Raw genomic sequence first — 15,751 nt, 5'->3', positions numbered from 1 at the left:
TGCTTGTAAGTTTACTCAGGCGCGTTCCCCGACCACCTCGGCCGCCTGCCGGGCGATCGCGAGTTCCTCATTCGTCGGTACCACCAGCACCGCGACCGCACTGTCGTCGGTGGAGATCCGTCGCGCTGTCCTGCTCCGCTCCGCATTGCGGTCGGGATCGACGACGATGCCGTAGTTCTCCAATCCGGCAAGCGCATCGGCGCGGACACCCGCAGCGTTCTCCCCGACACCCGCGGTGAAGGTGATCGCGTCGACCCGACCCAGATCGAGCATGTACGCACCGATGTAGCGGCGGAGCCGGTGGATGTAGACGTCGTAGGCGAGTTTCGCGGCCTCGTCGCCGCGTTCGATGCGCTCGGTGACCGACCGGAAGTCGTTCTCGCCGCAGAGCCCCTTGAGACCGGAGTTCTTGTTGAGGAGGGCATCGATCTGGTCGGCGTCGAGTTTGACGACCCGATGCAGATGGAGCACCACGCCGGGATCGATGTCGCCGCTGCGGGTACCCATCACGAGCCCTTCGAGCGGCGTCATCCCCATGCTGGTGTCGATGGGGTCACCTCCTCGTATCGCCGACGCCGACGCACCGTTGCCGAGATGTAGCACGATCTGATGCACCTCGGACGGTTCCTTGCCGAGAAGCGGCGGCACCTGCTCGGACACGTACTGATGGCTGGTCCCGTGAAATCCGTAGCGGCGGATGGCATGCAGCTTGGCCACCCCGCGGTCGATGGCGTAGGTCGCCGCCGCCTCGGGGAGTCCGTGGAAGAAGGCGGTGTCGAAGACCGCGACCGACGGCACGTCGGGCAGCATTTCGCGTGCCGCCTCGATCCCGGTCAGATTCGCCGGATTGTGCAGGGGTGCCAGCGAGGAGATGCGGCGGATCTCGCCGATGACGTGGTCGTCGATGAGGGTCGGGTGGTAGAAGGTTCGTCCGCCGTGTACCACCCGGTGTCCCACCGCCGAGAGCCCCGCACTCGCGAGATCGATACCGCCCGAGGCGAACAGCTCTCGCACCCGCCGGATGGCGGTGAGGTGATCCGGGAGTTCGAGGGTCTCGGTGGTCTTCTCGCCGTCCTGCTCGTGGGTGATCGAACCGTCGTGGTCGCCGATCCGTTCGGCGATCCCCTCGGCCACCACGACCTCGGTATCGGGATGTACCAGTTGGTATTTCAGCGATGACGAGCCCGCATTGAGGACCAGGACCGCCCCGGCGACATGGTCGCTCATGCCTCGCGCCGCCTCGTTGCCGCCATGTTCTGCGCCTGGATCGCGGTGATCGCCACGGTGTTGACGATGTCGTCGACCAGCGCACCCCGGGACAGATCGTTGATCGGCCGCCGAATACCTTGCAGCACGGGCCCGATGGCGACCGCCCCGGCGCTACGCTGAACGGCCTTGTAGGTGTTGTTACCGGTGTTCAGATCGGGGAAGATGAGCACCGTCGCGCGTCCGGCCACCGAAGAGTCCGGCATCTTCGTCGCCGCCACGGACGGCTCGACGGCGGCGTCGTACTGAATCGGGCCTTCCACCAACAACTGTGGGGCGCGTTCGCGGACCAGATCGGTGGCCACGCGCACCTTGTCGACATCGGCACCGGTTCCCGAACTACCCGTCGAATACGAGAGCATGGCCACCCGCGGCTCGATGCCGAACCCGGAAGCCGTTGCCGCCGAGGAGATCGCGATATCGGCGAGCTGCTCGGCGGTGGGGTCGGGTACGATCGCGCAGTCACCATAGGCGAGCACCTTGTCGGCCAGACACATGAAGAACACGCTCGAGACCGTCGAGACCCCCGGCGTCGTCTTGATCACCTCGAATGCAGGCCGGATGGTGTGCGCGGTGGTGTGGGCGGCGCCGGAGACCATACCGTCGGCACGCCCGGTGTAGACCAGCATCGTGCCGAAGTACGACACGTCGCGCATTCGTTCCTGCGCCTGCTCGAAGTCGACACCCTTGTTCTTGCGCAGCTCGGCGTAGATGTGCGCGAACTCGTCGGTGAGCGGTGAGGTCGCGGGGTCGATGACCTGCACACCGTCGAGATCCACCCCGAGTTCGTGGGCGCGGCGCGGTACGGCCGCCTCGTCGCCGAGGATGATCAGCGACACCACCCCACGACGAAGCAATCGCCCTGCCGCGCGCAGGATTCGGTCGTCGTCACCCTCGGGCAGCACGATGCACCGACGGTCGGCGCGGGCCCGCACGATCAGCCCGTACTCGAACATCTGCGGCGTCATGATCTCCGGGGTCGGCACCTTGAGTACCTTCATCATCGCCTCGGGATCGATGTGGGTCTCCATCAATCCCAGTGCCGCCTCGATCTTGCGCGCCGACCCGACCGCGACGCGGCCGCGGGTATTGGCCGCGGTGCGGGCGGTCTCGTAGGTCCCCTGCTCGCACATGATGATCGGCAGCGTCGACTGCAGACCGTCGACGAGCGCGTCGATCATCGGGTGCGGTCGCATCCCGCCGTTGAGGATGATGCCCGACAGCCGCGGAAATCCTTGTGCCGCATTCGCATTGACAAGAGCGAGCAGGACGTCCGAGCGGTCGGCGGGGGCAATGACCACGGTGCCCTCGGACAGCCGTTCCAGGATGTGCTCGACGGTCATCCCGCCGACCATGACCTTGAGCGCCTCCCGATCGAGGAGCTCCGGGTCGCCGCTGTACAGACTCGCCCGCAGCGAGTCCTTGAGTTCGGCCATCGTCGGGGCGAACAGCACCGGCTCCTCCGGCAGACACCACGTGGGCACCGAGATCCTCGACAGCTCGGCCGCCACCGCCGACATCTGTTCGGGGTCACACCGATTCGCGATCACGGCGGCCGTGGTGGCGTGGATGGCGGCGATATCGGCGAGCAGGTGCTCGGCGGTCTCCCGCACTTCCACCGGGGTGCGCCCGGAAGCATTGAGCGCCAAGATGATCGGCGCCGCAAGATTGGCGGCGACGCGCGCATTGTAGGCGAGTTCGGACGGGTTGCCGACGTCGGTGTAGTCCGAGCCGATGATCACCACCGCATCGCAGCGCGCCTCCACCGCGTGGAACCGGGCCACGATCTCGGCGATCGCGCCGTCGGGTGCGGCGTGTACCTGGTCGTAGGTGACGCCGATGCAGTCGTCATAGTCGATGTCGGCCGAGGCGTGCTCGATGAGCATCTCGACGAGGTAGTCGCGTTCACCCGCGCCGGCCCGCGAGATCGGCCGAAACACCCCCACCCGGCCGCCGGTCGCACTCAGCAGCGACAGCACACCGAGCGCGACGGTCGACTTCCCGGTGTCGCCCTCGGCCGAGGCGATGTAGACCTTGGTGGACACCGCCGGGGTGGACACCTCCGGGCTCGACACCACCGGCCGGTCGTTCGATCCATCCTCGTCGGTGGCGGTGGTCGTCTCTGCACCCATGGCCGTAACCCTAATGGTTCTGCTCGGCCTCAGTCGGCCGGCCGATCGGTGGGCCGCGCATCGTCGGGCGCATCACTGACGATCGCGCGCACCACCAGGTCGGCGATCTGCTCGTCGGACAACGAACTGTCGGGCACGAGCATCACCGAATAGATCATGCGCACCAGGAATTCGGCTGCCCCACGGGCGTCGGGCACCAGGTGCTGACCGATCTCCGGCGCCATGTCGGGTAGGGCCTCGTCGACGATCCGTGCGACCAGGGAAGGCCCCTCGGAGTCGGTGGTGCTGATCAACGCCCGCACGATCTCCTCGGGTTCGTGGCGCAGCACGTACTGCAAGGCCTCGTGCTCGCGGATGTAGGGCAGCACGTGTCGGATCTGGGCGCGCACCTTGCCGGCGGCATCGGGTTCGGTCGCCGCCCACTCGCGCAACTGCACGCGCAGCTGGGCGACCTCTCGGTCGACGATCGCGGCGACCAGCGCGTCACGGCCACCGAACATGCGGTAGGCGGTCGCCCGCGCCACCCCGGCGTGCCGGGCCACCGAGGTCAGACTCAGTGTCTTCGCGCCGAAACGCGACACGAGCCCGACTCCCACCTCCACCATCCGATCGCGGTCCACCTGAAGAACTTATCGAAGACCCCGCGTCGATGTGGAGCGCCCGCGTCGGTGAGAATCGGCTCGTCCACACCTACCGACCATCGGGGGCTGCCATGCACATCCGCGACGCCGAATCCGGCGACGTCGACGGCATCACCGTCATCTACAACCACGCCGTCGAGCACACCACCGCGATCTGGAACGATCAGCTCGTCGACGCCGACAACCGCCGCGAGTGGCTCGCCGGGCGGCAGGCCGCCGGTTTCCCCGTGCTGGTCGCAGTGGAGGATGATGTCGCGGACTCCGCCGATGATCCGGCAGCACATGTCCTGGGCTACGCGACCTACGGTCCGTACCGCCCGCACGACGGCTACCGCCACACCGTGGAGCACTCGGTCTACGTCCGCGAGGGACAGCAGGGGCGCGGAATCGGCAGCCTGCTGATGGATGCACTGATCACCCGGGCCCGCGAGAATCGGGTGCATGTGATCGTCGCGGGTATCGACGCCGCCAACACCGGATCGATCCGGCTGCACGAGCGGCTCGGTTTCTCCCGGGTGGGGTTGCTCACCGAGGTCGGGACGAAGTTCGGGTCATGGCTTGACCTCGCATTCCTCCAGCTCACGCTCGACGATCGGGCGCCCACCGACGACTGATCGCCGACCGCCGGGGATCTTGATGAGGCCGCGGGTCAGCGCCACCCCGAGCAGGCACAGCACCCCGCCGACGATGCGCAGTGGTGTCGGGATCTCCGAGAGCAGCAGCCACGACAGGACGATGACCAGGGCCGGAACGACGAGGGTGGTCGCGGCCATCGCGCCGGCGTCGGTGCGCGAGAGGGCGTACGCCCAGGTGGTGAAGGCGATCGCGGTGGGCCCGACGCCGAGGAACACCATCCAGGCGAGGTCGGCGGCCGAGGCCGAGGCGACCTCACCGATCGCGGCGGGCACGAACGGCAGGGTGACGACAAGGCCGGCGACCGCGCCCCAGAAGGTTGCGGTCAGGGCGTCGACGGTGGCCAGCGCGACCTTCTGCAACAGCACGCCGGTGGCGTAGAGGACCGCGGCGAGCAGACCCAGCCCGACGCCGAGCCAGTCGGCGTGCGCTCCCCCGCCGCCGAACGTGATGAGCACGACGCCGGCGAAGGCGATCGCGATCCCGACGCTCAGTTGGGTCGAGAACCCTTCGCCGAGAAAGAGTCCCGCGAAGACCGCGACGAGGATCGGGGCGAAGTTGACCAGCAACGAGGCGGTTCCGGCGTCGATGTGGCGTTCGGCCCAGTTGAGCACCACACTGTAGACGCCGAACCAGGCCACCCCGTAGGCCAGCACGAGCACGAGCGCCCGACCGCGCGGCGGTCGGAACGCCGAGCGGCGAACCCCTCGTCGCGCCTTCATGCCGGCGATGGCAACGATCACCGCGAGGGCGACCACCGCGACGGCCAGGCGTCCCACCGCGAGCACGCCGGGCGAGAAGGCGTGCCCGGCCGAACGGATCGCGATGAACGACAGCGCCCACAGCGTGACCGTGGTCAGCGCGGCCAGTGCCGGGAGATTCAGAGTGCGCGATCCGAAGGTCATGTTCTCCATGGTCGACCATCGGAGACTTCAGCACAATTTCATATTTCTACACTGACCCATCAGTGTGACTGTATGGTCGTGATCATGATCGATCCCCACCGCCTCCGCATCTTCCGCGCCGTGGTCGCCGAGGGGTCGATCGGCGGCGCCGCCGCGGCGCTCGGTTACACCCCGTCCGCGGTCAGTCAGCACATCGCCGGGCTGCAGCGCGAGACCGGACTCGCGCTGATCGAGCGGGTGGGGCGCGGAATCGTCCCGACCGATGCCGGCACGACGCTGGCCGCCGAGTCCTCGGTGGTCTTCGACGGCCTCTCGCGCCTCGACGGCCTGGTCGCCGATCTGCGACACGGCAACGCCGGCACCCTGCGCGTGGCCTACTTCGCCTCCGCGGGCGCGGCATGGATGCCGGAGATCATCGCCACCATCGGCCGCGAGTTCCCGGACACCCGACTCGATCTGCGGCTGATCGAGCTGGCCGATCCCGAGGCGAGCGCACCCGACATCGAGATCTATGTGGAGAGCCCGGAGAGCGCCCTGAGCCGAGCACCGATCGTCACCCCGGTTCCCGGCTTCGACTCCGTACCTCTGGTGACCGAGGACTATTTGGTGGTCGTCGGCGAAGGCTCGGCGTACGCCGGTCGCGACCAGGTGACGCTGCGCGAACTCGCCGACGACGCCTGGATCGACAACGACGTGGCACGCGGACCGTGTCGCGAGGGCTTGCTGAGAGCTTGTACCGCAGCAGGTTTCACCCCGAACTTCCGTGTCGAGACCCACGACTACGGCACCGCCATGCGCTTCGTCGCCGCCGGTGTCGGGCTGACCGTGGTGCCGGCACTGGCGGTGATCGACCTTCCTGCGGGCGTGCGCACCGTCGCGATCGCCGAACCCACCCCGCGGCGAGCACTGGCGTTGCGCCGCCATCACCGGGCTCGGCAGAATCCGGTGGCCCAGCGCGTCATCAACCTGCTCTACGAGCAGGTGCGGCGCACGCACGGGATGGTGGAGCCGTCGTCATTGGCGCCCACCGAAGTCTGACGCGGACGACGAAACCTAGTCCACGACAGTCAGTTTGCGCAATCGCGGCGCGAGATCCTTCTCGAAGTTCGCCAGGAACCGCCGCTGATCGTGGCCGGGCGCGTGGAACACCAGGTGGTTGAGGCCGGCGTCGGTGTAGAACTTGACCTTCTCGACGGCCTCGTCGGGGTCGGAGGCGACGATCCAGCGCTTGGCTACCTGCTCGATCGGCAGTTCGTCGGCCAACCGCTCCATCTCCGTCGACGAGTTGACGCTGTGCTTCTGTTCCGCGGTCAGCGACAGCGGGGCCCAGAATCGGCAGTTCTCCAGCGCCAGTTGCGGATCGGGATCGTAGGAGATCTTGATCTCGATCATCCGGTCGATCGTGGTGAAGTCGCGGTCGGCCTTCTCCGCGCCCTCCTTGACCGCCGGGATCAGTTTCTCGGTATAGAGTTCGGCACCCTTGCCGGAGGTGCAGATGAACCCGTCGCCGGCCCGACCGGCATACCGCGCGACGACTGGGCCGCCGGCCGCCACGTACACCGGAATCGGTTGTTCGGGAACGTCATACATGTACGCGCCCTGGGTGTGGTAATAGTCGCCGTCGAAGTCGACCTGGTCACCGGTCCACAGTTGACGCATCAGGGCGATGGCCTCGCGCAGTCGAGCGAAGCGTTCCTTGAACTCCGGCCACTCCCCCTGGAAACCCGTCGCGTACTCGTTGAGCGCCTCACCGGTGCCCACGCCGAGCATGATGCGGCCCGGGTACATACACCCCATCGACGCGAACGCCTGGGCGATCACCGCCGGGTTGTAACGGAACGTCGGCGTCATCACCGAGGTACCGATCTGCACCCGCTTGGTGCGTTCGCCGACCGCGGCCATCCACGCCAGCGAGAACGGCGCGTGCCCGCCGTTGTGGCGCCACGGCTGGAAGTGGTCGCTCACCGCGACCGAATCCATCCCGTGTTCCTCGGCGGCGACCGCGATCTCCACCAACTCGCGGGGATCGAACTGCTCCGCCGACGCCTTCAGACCGAGCTTGAGTTCCTGTGCCATGCCTCCACCTCACTGCCGGCCACATCGGCGGCTACCGAACCGAACGATCACTCCGGGCTCCAACCTACTCATGGAATCGATCGTCTGTCAGTGCAGCCTCCGCCACCGGCGGCCAGGGACTTAGGTAAGGCTCCATATAGACTCGCTGCGGATCGGACGAACGCGGCACCTGGTGCATCCGGGGAGAGGTGGTGACGATGACGGCAACGGCGACAGTATCCCCGTCGATGACGACCGCAACCCGACGCCGCGTGCTCACCGTGTCGGTCGCGGTCGTGCTGATGCTGGTGGGTGCGGTGCTGTCGTTGTGGATCGGCACGCGCTGGACCGATCCGGCCCAGGTGATCGACGCCCTGACCGCGGGTCGGGGCCATGGCGGCGACATCGGGATCATCGTGTGGGATCAGCGAATTCCCCGCACCCTGATGGCCATCGCGGTCGGTGCGGCGATAGCCCTGTCCGGGGCGCTCGTGCAGGGCCTGACCGGCAATCCGCTCGGCGACCCGGGTGTCCTCGGCATCTCCGGCGGCGCCGCATTCTTCTCCGTGCTCGCGGTCTTCCTCTTCGGCCTGCAGAGCGTGTCGGCCTACGTGTGGTTCGCCGTCGCCGGCGCGATCATCGCCGCTGCACTGGTCTTCGGGGTGGCCTCGCTCGGCGGCGGGGGCGCCAACCCGCTGTCACTGATCCTCGCCGGTGCGGCGTGCTCGGCGTTCTTCATCGCCGGGACGACAGCGGTGATCCTGCACGATCAGGCCAGCCTCAACCAGTACCGCTTCTGGAGTGCCGGCTCGCTGGTGGAACGCGACCTCGGCATCCTCGCCGGTGTCGCGCCACTGATGATCGTCGGCGTGGTGGTGGCCCTGGCATGCGGCCCGTCGCTCAACGTGCTCGCCGCAGGTCCGGAACTGGCCACCGCGCTCGGCGTCCGGGTCGGGATGATCCGCGGCGCATGCTTTCTCGCCCTGACCCTGCTGGCCGCCGCGGGCACCGCGGCAGCCGGACCGATCGCCTTCCTCGGGCTGGTGGTCCCGCATATCGTGCGGCATTTCACCGGCCCCGACCATCGCTGGCTACTCGTGGCGTGTATGCCCGCGGGCGCCGCGTTGATGCTCGTCGCCGACGTCATCGGCCGGGTGGTCATGCGTCCCGCCGAGGTCCAGGTCGGGGTGATCCTCGCGTTCATCGGCGTGCCGGTCTACATCTATCTGGTGCGTCGCCGCCGGATGGTGCAGACATGACGGCCACCCTCCCCCGCCCCGACGAACTCGTCTGGCCGGTACCGCGCATGCGTATCAAGCGTCGAGGCGTGCTGCTGACGCTGCTGCTGGCGGCGATCGTGGTCATCGCCGCCCTCGTCGAGTTGGCGTCGGGCCCCTATTTCATCCCGCTGGCCGACGTGGCGCAGGTCGTGGTCGGCGGCGGCGACCGCATCGACCGGGTGACCGTGCTCGACTGGCGCATGCCGCGGGTGCTGGTCGGCCTCGGCGTGGGTGTGGCGCTCGGTGCGGCTGGTGCGATCACCCAGTCACTGGCCCGGAATCCGTTGGCCAGCCCCGATTTGCTGGGCGTCTCGATGGGCGCCTCGGCGGCCGCCGTCACCATGCTCGTGCTACTGCCCGCGGGCCTGGTGATCGGCGGGGTCACCATCGGAACACTCGGGGCCGCGTTCCTCGGCGGCATCCTGGTGTCCGTCGTCATCACCGCGCTGGCCTACCGGGGCGGCCTGGAATCGATGCGGTTGGTGCTCATCGGGGTGGGGGTCAATGCCCTGGCCACCGCCGTCATCTCGCTGATGCTGGTGCAGTCGCGTCTGGCGCAGGCCGCCGACGTCGTGTCGTGGCTGACCGGCTCACTGGAGGCCCGTACCTGGGGACAGGTCGTCCCGCTGTGGATCACCATCGGTGTCGGGATGTCGTTGATCGCGTTGGCGGCGTTCGATTTTCGGGTCACCCATCTCGGCGACGCCGTCTCCCGCGCGCTCGGTGTACCGATCCGCACCACCCTGTTGTTGCTGTGGATCCCGGCTGTGGTGATGACCGCGGCGACGGTCGCCGCGGCCGGCCCCATCACCTTCGTCGCGCTGGCCGCACCGCAACTGGCCCGGCTCCTCTACCGCAGCCCCACCCCGCCGGTGATCGGCAGCGCACTGGTCGCGGCCGCGCTCGTTCTCTACGCCGATCTCCTCGCGCGTTACGCCCTGGGATCGGCTCCGGTCGGCATCGTGACCTCCGCTCTCGGTGCGCCGTTCCTGCTCGTCCTCCTCATCCGCGTGAATCGAAAGGTGACCGTATGAGTGCGCCCCCCACCGAGGCACTGGCCGCCCGCGGCATCAGCGTCGGCTACCGCGGCACGCCGGTGATCACCGACCTGGACCTGACCATCCCCCGTGGACGGCTGACCTGCATCATCGGCCCCAACGGCTGCGGCAAATCGACACTGCTCAAAGCACTTTCGAGGCTGATCCCCATCTCGTCGGGACGGGTGGAGATCAACGGGCGGGCGCTCGGCGATCTGTCCACGCGGGAACTCGCCACCGCGATGGCGGTGCTGCCGCAGAGTCCGATCGCGCCGGAGGGAATCCTGGTGGCCGACCTCGTCGCCCTCGGCCGCCATCCCCACCAGAGTTGGCTGCGCCAGTGGTCGGCGGGCGACGGCGATGTGGTGCATGCGGCTCTCGCCCAGACCGGCGTGGCCGATCTCGCCGACCGCACCGTCGATTCGCTCTCCGGCGGACAGCGGCAGCGGGTGTGGATCGCAATGGTGCTCGCGCAACAGACCGACACACTGCTCCTCGACGAGCCGACCACCTTCCTGGATCTGTCCCGCAGCCTCGAGGTCCTCGACCTCATCGACGTCCTGCACACCGAACAGCGGCGGACGGTGGTGATGGTGCTGCACGATCTGGCGCTGGCCTGCCGCTACAGCGACGAGTTGGTGGTGATGCGCGACGGCGCGGTGATCACCCAGGGCGCACCGCAGGACGTGATCACCGAAGAAATGCTCTGGGAGGTGTTCGGTCTGCGTAGCCGCGTCATCGCCGATCCGGTGTCGTCGCGGCCGCTGGTGGTGCCCGTCGGCGAGCGGTGTACCGACGTCGTGCCGGGAGGCCGCACAGAATCACGGGGCCGCGCCGTATGACGCAGCCGTCGCCGGAGCACCACGAGCCCGACGCATCCACGCTGCTGCCGATCGCGACGCCGCGTGAGGTGCTCGCCTACCTCGGCGCCGAGCTGCGTCGGCATCTGCCGCTGAGTATCGGGGTGGTGCTCACCTCGGTCATCGGAGCAGGTGCCTCGCTGGTCGCGGTGCTCGCGCTCGGCTCGATCGTCGACGCGGTCCGGGCGGGCAACGACCGCGGAATCCTCGTCGGCGTCGCGATCGCGGTGGTGATCGCCGCGGTGGTGACCGCCGTGTTCACCGCACTGTCGGAAACGTTGCTCGCCACCCTGATCGCACGCCTGCTGGCCACCATGCGCGAGCGGGTGGTGGCCGCGGTGCTGTGCCTGCCGGTCACCCGGATCGAACGGGCCGGACACGGGGATGCGCTGTCGCGGGTCGGCGCCGACATCGCGGTTCTCGTCGCGGGCTCGCGCACCGCGATCCCCGCGATCTTCAGCTCGTCGGTGCTCATCGTCGTCTCGGTGGCGGGCTTGTTCTCCCTCGACTGGCGGTTGGCGCTGGCCGGTCTGGGCGCCGCACCGGCCTATGTCGCGGCCATGCGCTGGTATCTGCCCCGGTCCTCACCGAAGTATCGCCAGCTCCGCACCGCCGAGGCCGATCACATCGACCGCCTCGTCGGAGGTATCGACGGGCTGACGACGGTCCGTGCCTATGGTCTCGAGACCGCCACCCGCGACCGGATCGACTCCTCGGCCCGCTCGGTACGCGACATCTCCGTCTCGGTGTTCGGGGTACTCGAACGGTTCGTCTCGCGCGAGAACCGTGCCGAATTCGTCGGTCTCTCACTGATCATCGTCGTCGGATGGCTGCTGCTGCGCGCCGGTGACGTCAGCCTCGGCCAGGTGGCCGCGGCCACCCTGCTCTTTCATCGGCTCTTCAATCCGATCGGCGCCATCCTGACCTTCTTCGACGAGGCTCAACGGTCGGGGGCGGCGATGACCCGGGTCGTCGGGGTGATCGACACCCTCGCTCCGGGAACCCGGCCGCATCTGCCGCCCGCCGAGCCGGGGCCGGTGGAGATCGTGGTGCGCGGGCTGCGCCACCACTATCACGCAAGCGGCGCCCCGGCGGTCGACGACGTCGATCTGACGATCCCGGCCGGCACGAGTCTCGCGCTGGTCGGCGCCTCCGGTGCCGGCAAGACGACCATCGCCTCGCTGACCGCCGGGGTGCTCACCCCGATCGGCGCGCCACCGGATGCGATCCGCTACAACGATGTACCGATCTCCGGTCTCGGCGAGGACCGGATCCGCGCGTTCACGAGCGTGGCGACGCAGGAGACCCATGTGTTCGCCGGGACCCTCGCCGACGATCTGCGTCTGGCACGCCCGGACGCCGACGACGAGCAGTTGTGGTCGGCGCTGGCCGAGGTGGGCGCCGATCACTGGGTCCGCGAACTCGACGAGGCCCTCGACACCCGTATCGGCTCCGGCGGCCTCGCGCTCGACCCGATGCGCGCCCAGCAGATCGCGCTGGCACGGCTGCTGTTGCGGGACACGCCGGTGGTGGTTCTCGACGAGTCGACCGCAGAGGCCGGTTCGCGCGGCGCGGCGCGGCTCGAGGCCGCGGCGGCGGCCGTCACCCGCGGACGTACCGCGTTGATCGTCGCCCACCGCCTCAGCCAGTCGGCGGCGGCCGATGCCGTCGCCGTCATCGACGGCGGCCGGGTGGTGGAATACGGCACCCACCGAGAACTCCTCGACGCCGACGGCCGGTACGCCGCGCTGTGGCGCGTGTGGTCGAGCGCCACCGAGCACGACGGGACTCGAGAGGACGGCGCCCGATGAGCCGGACACCCGACCGTGCCGCGGCGGCCCTGCTGCGCGACGCCGTCCGACGCAATCGCGGCGCGGTGGCGGTGGGCTCGGTACTGCTGTGCGTGTACCAGGCCGCCGAGGCGGCGGTGCCGGTGCTCCTCGGCGTCATCATCGATCGAGCGATGACCTCGGGTAGCTGGTGGGCACCGGTGATCTCGATCGCGGCTCTCGGCGCGGTCATCACGTGTGTGTCGGTGTCGTGGCGCACCGCCTATCGCGGGCTGCAGCGGGCCAATGCCGGACACGTGCGCCACCTGCGGGCGATGTTGTCCGCCAAGGTGATCACCGCGCGCGACAACGATTCGCCATTGTCGCGAGACGAGTACGTCACGGTGATCGCCGAGGACACCGCGCAGGCCTCCGACATCATCGAGGTGATCCCGGTGACCATCTCCTCGGCGGTCGGCGTGCTGGCCGGTGCCGTGGTGCTGACGGTGATCGATCCGCTGCTGGGCAGCGTCGCCCTGGTCAGTACGGTGTTGTTGCTGGCCGCACTGAACCTGTTGTCGCGCAAGGTCACCCACCGTACCGAGGAGCAACAGGAGCTCATCGCCCGGGCGACCGGCGCGGTGGCCGATCTGTTGCGCGGACTGCGGCCGCTGAGCGGCTTCGCCGGACGCGGCCCGGCATACGACCGCTACCGCACACTGTCGGCCACCACGCGCAGCCATGCCGAACGCCTGGCCCGGATCTCCGGCGTGTACGAGGGCATCTCCGCCGGCGCCGCAGCCCTTCTCGTCGGCGTGGTCGGCACGCTGGCCGGCGTCCGCGCATTCTCCGGTGACATCTCCATCGGCGATCTGGTCGCGGTGGTCGGACTCAGCCAATTCATCGCCGAACCCCTCGGCCAGCTCAGCCGGATGCCTCGATTCGCCGCGCTGGCACGGGGTTCGGCCCGCCGGGTGGTACTGCTGGGATCCGGGCGCACCGGCGAAGGCGGTGCCCCGGTGACCACCCCGGCGCCGTCGGGCACGGTCCACCGGAGTACGCATCCCGACCTCCTCGTGCAGGTGGACACCACCGAGATCGCCGTGACCGCAGGCGCCCTGGTGGCGGTCGACTGCACCACCGACCAAGCAGCACGGGTGGCCACCGCTCTTGCCGCGGGTCCCGACGCGCCCCCCGAGGCACCGTCGATCTCGGTGCGCGGCACCGAGATCGGTGATCTCGACGCGGCCGGCCTCCGGCGGGTGGTGCTCGCCGATGCGCGGCACCCGGCGATCTTCGGCGGGCGCCTGGGCGCGGTCGTCCACCCCGACGGGACGCACTACGAGCCCGGTTCGGAGCCGGCGGACATCCTCACCGAGTTGGGTCTCGACGAGTTGGTCGACGACGCCGCCGCGCTCCTCGATCATCCGGTCGCCGACCGCGGGGGCAACCTCTCCGGCGGACAACGCCAGCGGGTGGCACTGGCCCGTGCGCTGCATGCGAATCCGGACATCCTGGTGCTGGTGGACCCGACCTCCGCGGTCGACGCGGTGACCTCGGCAATCACCGCCGACACGGTCCGCCGACGCCGGCGGGGAAAGACCACTCTCGTCCTCGCCGCGAGTCCCGCGTTTCTCCGGTTGGCCGACAATGTCGTATCTTTGGGGGACAAACAAAGGCTAGGCTAACCAAATCAGAGGTGTGTGATAGTGAAGCCGATGACCACAACTCGCGACGTGGTGGGCGTGGGGTTCGGCCCGGGAAACCTCGGGCTCGCGATCGCCATGAGCGAATACGACGACGCAGACCAGAACTCTCCACCGCTCGACACGGTGTTCCTCGAACGTCGCCACACGTTCGGCTGGCACCCCGGCATGCTCCTACCCGGGACCAACATGCAGATCTCCTTCCTCAAGGACCTTGTCACCCAACGCAATCCACGCAGCCGATTCACCTTCGTCAACTATCTGGTGGAGAAGGACAGGCTGACCGGCTTCATCAACCGGCAGACCTTCACCCCCGAGAGGATCGAATTCGCCGACTACCTGTCCTGGGCCGCCGACAACGTCGCCGCCGATGTCCGCTACGGCCGCAACGTGATCGGGATCGAGCAGATCGATCCGCATGACGACGACGCCTCGGCGGGAGCACGCTTTCGCGTGGTGACGACGCTGGACGACGGATCGGTCGAGACGTACTTCACGCGTACCGTCGTCGTCGCACTCGGTCTACGAGAACGGTTGCCGGAGTGGGCTGATCGCCCCGAGCTGACCGAGAGCGGCCGGGTGTTCCACAACCACCGCTTCCTCGACCATCTCGACGCGCTGCCGAGCGACATCGCCGGATCGGAGTTCCTGGTCGTCGGCGGTGGGCAATCGGCCGCCGAGGCCATCGACTTTCTCTACACCCGAGGCGCAGGCGTCACCTCCACATTCCACGGTTACGGCTTCGCCCCCGCCGACGACAGCCCCTTCGCCAACCAGGTGTTCGATCCCTCCGCGGTGGACGATTTCTACGCCGCGTCCGAGGATGTCCGCGCCGACCTGCTCAACCGGCACCGCTACACCAATTACTCGTGTGTCGAGCCGCAATTGCTCACCACCCTGCATGATCACCACTACCGCGAATCGGTGACCGGCCAGAGCCGTCTGCGCCTGCGACGATCGACCGCGGTGACCGGGGCCGCGCTCACCGATCAGGGACGCGTGCAGGTGGAGTTGTTCGACCGCATTCATCGCACCCGCGACACCGTCACCGTCGACGCCGTCGTCTGCGCCACCGGATTCACCTCACCCGGGGTCGACGGCATCAGTGCCATCGGTGACACGTGCGTCGTCGGCCGCGACCATCAGGCGGTGGTCGACGGCACCCGCATCGCCGGACTCTTCGTCCAGGGGGCCACCCAGGGCACCCACGGCCTCGGGGCCACCCTGCTCTCCAACATCGCCATCCGGGCCGGCGAACTGCGCTCGGCCATCATTTCCGAACTGGCCCAGCCGGAACCGGCCGAAGCGGAGTTGGCGGCGTCGGGACGGAGTGGGCCGCATCGCTCCCACTCGGGCATGTGACCTCACCCCACCACCCCGACTCGCTATCACCCCCGACATCACAGGGTCCGATTCCACAGGGTCCGATACCACTGTGTCCGTCACCACCACGGGCCGATCAGCCGG

At 68.5% G+C, this 15,751-nt stretch carries 13 protein-coding genes; 8 read left to right on the top strand and 5 right to left on the bottom strand.

Going from position 1 to position 15,751, the window contains the following annotated elements:
- Positions 1-15 precede the first annotated feature (15 nt).
- From AC5ZH6_RS03335 to AC5ZH6_RS03325, 3 genes are read right to left on the bottom strand one after another with little or no spacing between them, the layout of a single operon-like run.
- Positions 16-1,227, bottom strand: coding sequence for an acetate kinase (locus tag AC5ZH6_RS03335; RefSeq protein ID WP_006369478.1), 1,212 nt, complete (start codon positions 1,225-1,227; stop codon positions 16-18).
- Positions 1,224-3,398 carry a phosphate acetyltransferase gene (pta, locus tag AC5ZH6_RS03330; protein ID WP_006369477.1) on the bottom strand — a complete coding sequence of 725 codons (2,175 nt, stop codon included), beginning with the start codon at positions 3,396-3,398 and terminating at the stop codon, positions 1,224-1,226. The genes AC5ZH6_RS03335 and pta overlap by 4 nt, the downstream gene beginning before the upstream one ends.
- A gap of 29 nt (positions 3,399-3,427) precedes the next feature.
- Entirely contained in the window at positions 3,428-4,018 is a 591-nt protein-coding gene (locus tag AC5ZH6_RS03325; protein ID WP_014358677.1) for a TetR/AcrR family transcriptional regulator, read from the bottom strand.
- Between the two features lie 29 nt (positions 4,019-4,047).
- Between AC5ZH6_RS03325 and AC5ZH6_RS03320 the strand changes: the two genes are divergently transcribed.
- Complete coding sequence (locus AC5ZH6_RS03320) at positions 4,048-4,653, top strand: GNAT family N-acetyltransferase (RefSeq protein WP_006369475.1); 606 nt, start codon at positions 4,048-4,050, stop codon at positions 4,651-4,653.
- On the opposite strand, the gene AC5ZH6_RS03315 is transcribed toward AC5ZH6_RS03320, so the two are convergent.
- On the bottom strand, positions 4,591-5,586 hold the full coding sequence (locus AC5ZH6_RS03315; RefSeq protein ID WP_006369474.1) for a DMT family transporter: 996 nt from the start codon (positions 5,584-5,586) through the stop codon (positions 4,591-4,593). The two genes, AC5ZH6_RS03320 and AC5ZH6_RS03315, sit on opposite strands and share 63 nt — an antisense overlap.
- Before the next feature lie 75 nt (positions 5,587-5,661).
- On the opposite strand from AC5ZH6_RS03315, the gene AC5ZH6_RS03310 reads away from it, so the two are divergent.
- Positions 5,662-6,615: a LysR family transcriptional regulator gene (locus tag AC5ZH6_RS03310; protein ID WP_244421131.1), complete on the top strand. Its 954-nt coding sequence runs from the start codon at positions 5,662-5,664 to the stop codon at positions 6,613-6,615.
- Positions 6,616-6,630: 15 nt separating this feature from the next.
- Here AC5ZH6_RS03310 and fgd read toward each other — a convergent pair whose 3' ends face one another.
- Positions 6,631-7,653, bottom strand: a complete 1,023-nt coding sequence (fgd, locus tag AC5ZH6_RS03305) for a glucose-6-phosphate dehydrogenase (coenzyme-F420) (protein ID WP_006369472.1) — start codon at positions 7,651-7,653, stop codon at positions 6,631-6,633.
- Positions 7,654-7,880: 227 nt separating this feature from the next.
- On the opposite strand from fgd, the gene AC5ZH6_RS03300 reads away from it, so the two are divergent.
- The 6 genes from AC5ZH6_RS03300 to AC5ZH6_RS03275 are packed head-to-tail and all read left to right on the top strand — an operon-like array spanning position 7,881 to position 15,646.
- Positions 7,881-8,891 (top strand): FecCD family ABC transporter permease, encoded by a 1,011-nt coding sequence (locus AC5ZH6_RS03300; RefSeq protein WP_006369471.1) that lies wholly within the window; start codon positions 7,881-7,883, stop codon positions 8,889-8,891.
- Positions 8,888-9,946, top strand: coding sequence for a FecCD family ABC transporter permease (locus AC5ZH6_RS03295; RefSeq protein WP_006369470.1), 1,059 nt, complete (start codon positions 8,888-8,890; stop codon positions 9,944-9,946). Before AC5ZH6_RS03300 ends, AC5ZH6_RS03295 begins: the two co-directional genes overlap by 4 nt.
- A complete protein-coding gene (locus tag AC5ZH6_RS03290) occupies positions 9,943-10,791 on the top strand; it encodes an ABC transporter ATP-binding protein (RefSeq protein WP_006369469.1) in 849 nt (282 codons plus the stop codon). The genes AC5ZH6_RS03295 and AC5ZH6_RS03290 overlap by 4 nt, the downstream gene beginning before the upstream one ends.
- A complete protein-coding gene (locus tag AC5ZH6_RS03285) occupies positions 10,788-12,620 on the top strand; it encodes an ABC transporter ATP-binding protein (protein WP_006369468.1) in 1,833 nt (610 codons plus the stop codon). Before AC5ZH6_RS03290 ends, AC5ZH6_RS03285 begins: the two co-directional genes overlap by 4 nt.
- A complete protein-coding gene (locus AC5ZH6_RS03280; RefSeq protein WP_006369467.1) occupies positions 12,617-14,266 on the top strand; it encodes an ABC transporter transmembrane domain-containing protein in 1,650 nt (549 codons plus the stop codon). Before AC5ZH6_RS03285 ends, AC5ZH6_RS03280 begins: the two co-directional genes overlap by 4 nt.
- Positions 14,267-14,296: 30 nt before the next feature.
- On the top strand, positions 14,297-15,646 hold the full coding sequence (locus tag AC5ZH6_RS03275) for a lysine N(6)-hydroxylase/L-ornithine N(5)-oxygenase family protein (RefSeq protein ID WP_006369466.1): 1,350 nt from the start codon (positions 14,297-14,299) through the stop codon (positions 15,644-15,646).
- The last annotated feature ends 105 nt before the right edge of the window (positions 15,647-15,751 follow it).

It is taken from the genome of Gordonia sp. YC-XJ4, from assembly GCF_059511865.1.
The sequence above is the reverse complement of the archived record's forward strand: the minus strand, read 5'-3'. Positions and strand labels throughout refer to the sequence as shown.

Excerpts from the sequence above, each read along its gene's own strand:
- AC5ZH6_RS03285 (WP_006369468.1), top strand. The coding sequence starts at position 10,788 with ATGACGCAGCCGTCGCCGGAGCACCACGAGCCCGACGCATCCACGCTG.
- AC5ZH6_RS03300 (WP_006369471.1), top strand. The coding sequence starts at position 7,881 with ATGACGACCGCAACCCGACGCCGCGTGCTCACCGTGTCGGTCGCGGTC.
- AC5ZH6_RS03280 (WP_006369467.1), top strand. The coding sequence starts at position 12,617 with ATGAGCCGGACACCCGACCGTGCCGCGGCGGCCCTGCTGCGCGACGCC.
- AC5ZH6_RS03295 (WP_006369470.1), top strand. The coding sequence starts at position 8,888 with ATGACGGCCACCCTCCCCCGCCCCGACGAACTCGTCTGGCCGGTACCG.
- pta (WP_006369477.1), bottom strand. The coding sequence starts at position 3,398 with ATGGGTGCAGAGACGACCACCGCCACCGACGAGGATGGATCGAACGAC.
- fgd (WP_006369472.1), bottom strand. The coding sequence starts at position 7,653 with ATGGCACAGGAACTCAAGCTCGGTCTGAAGGCGTCGGCGGAGCAGTTC.
- AC5ZH6_RS03290 (WP_006369469.1), top strand. The coding sequence starts at position 9,943 with ATGAGTGCGCCCCCCACCGAGGCACTGGCCGCCCGCGGCATCAGCGTC.
- AC5ZH6_RS03310 (WP_244421131.1), top strand. The coding sequence starts at position 5,662 with ATGATCGATCCCCACCGCCTCCGCATCTTCCGCGCCGTGGTCGCCGAG.
- AC5ZH6_RS03315 (WP_006369474.1), bottom strand. The coding sequence starts at position 5,586 with ATGGAGAACATGACCTTCGGATCGCGCACTCTGAATCTCCCGGCACTG.
- AC5ZH6_RS03320 (WP_006369475.1), top strand. The coding sequence starts at position 4,048 with ATGTGGAGCGCCCGCGTCGGTGAGAATCGGCTCGTCCACACCTACCGA.
- AC5ZH6_RS03335 (WP_006369478.1), bottom strand. The coding sequence starts at position 1,227 with ATGAGCGACCATGTCGCCGGGGCGGTCCTGGTCCTCAATGCGGGCTCG.
- AC5ZH6_RS03275 (WP_006369466.1), top strand. The coding sequence starts at position 14,297 with ATGACCACAACTCGCGACGTGGTGGGCGTGGGGTTCGGCCCGGGAAAC.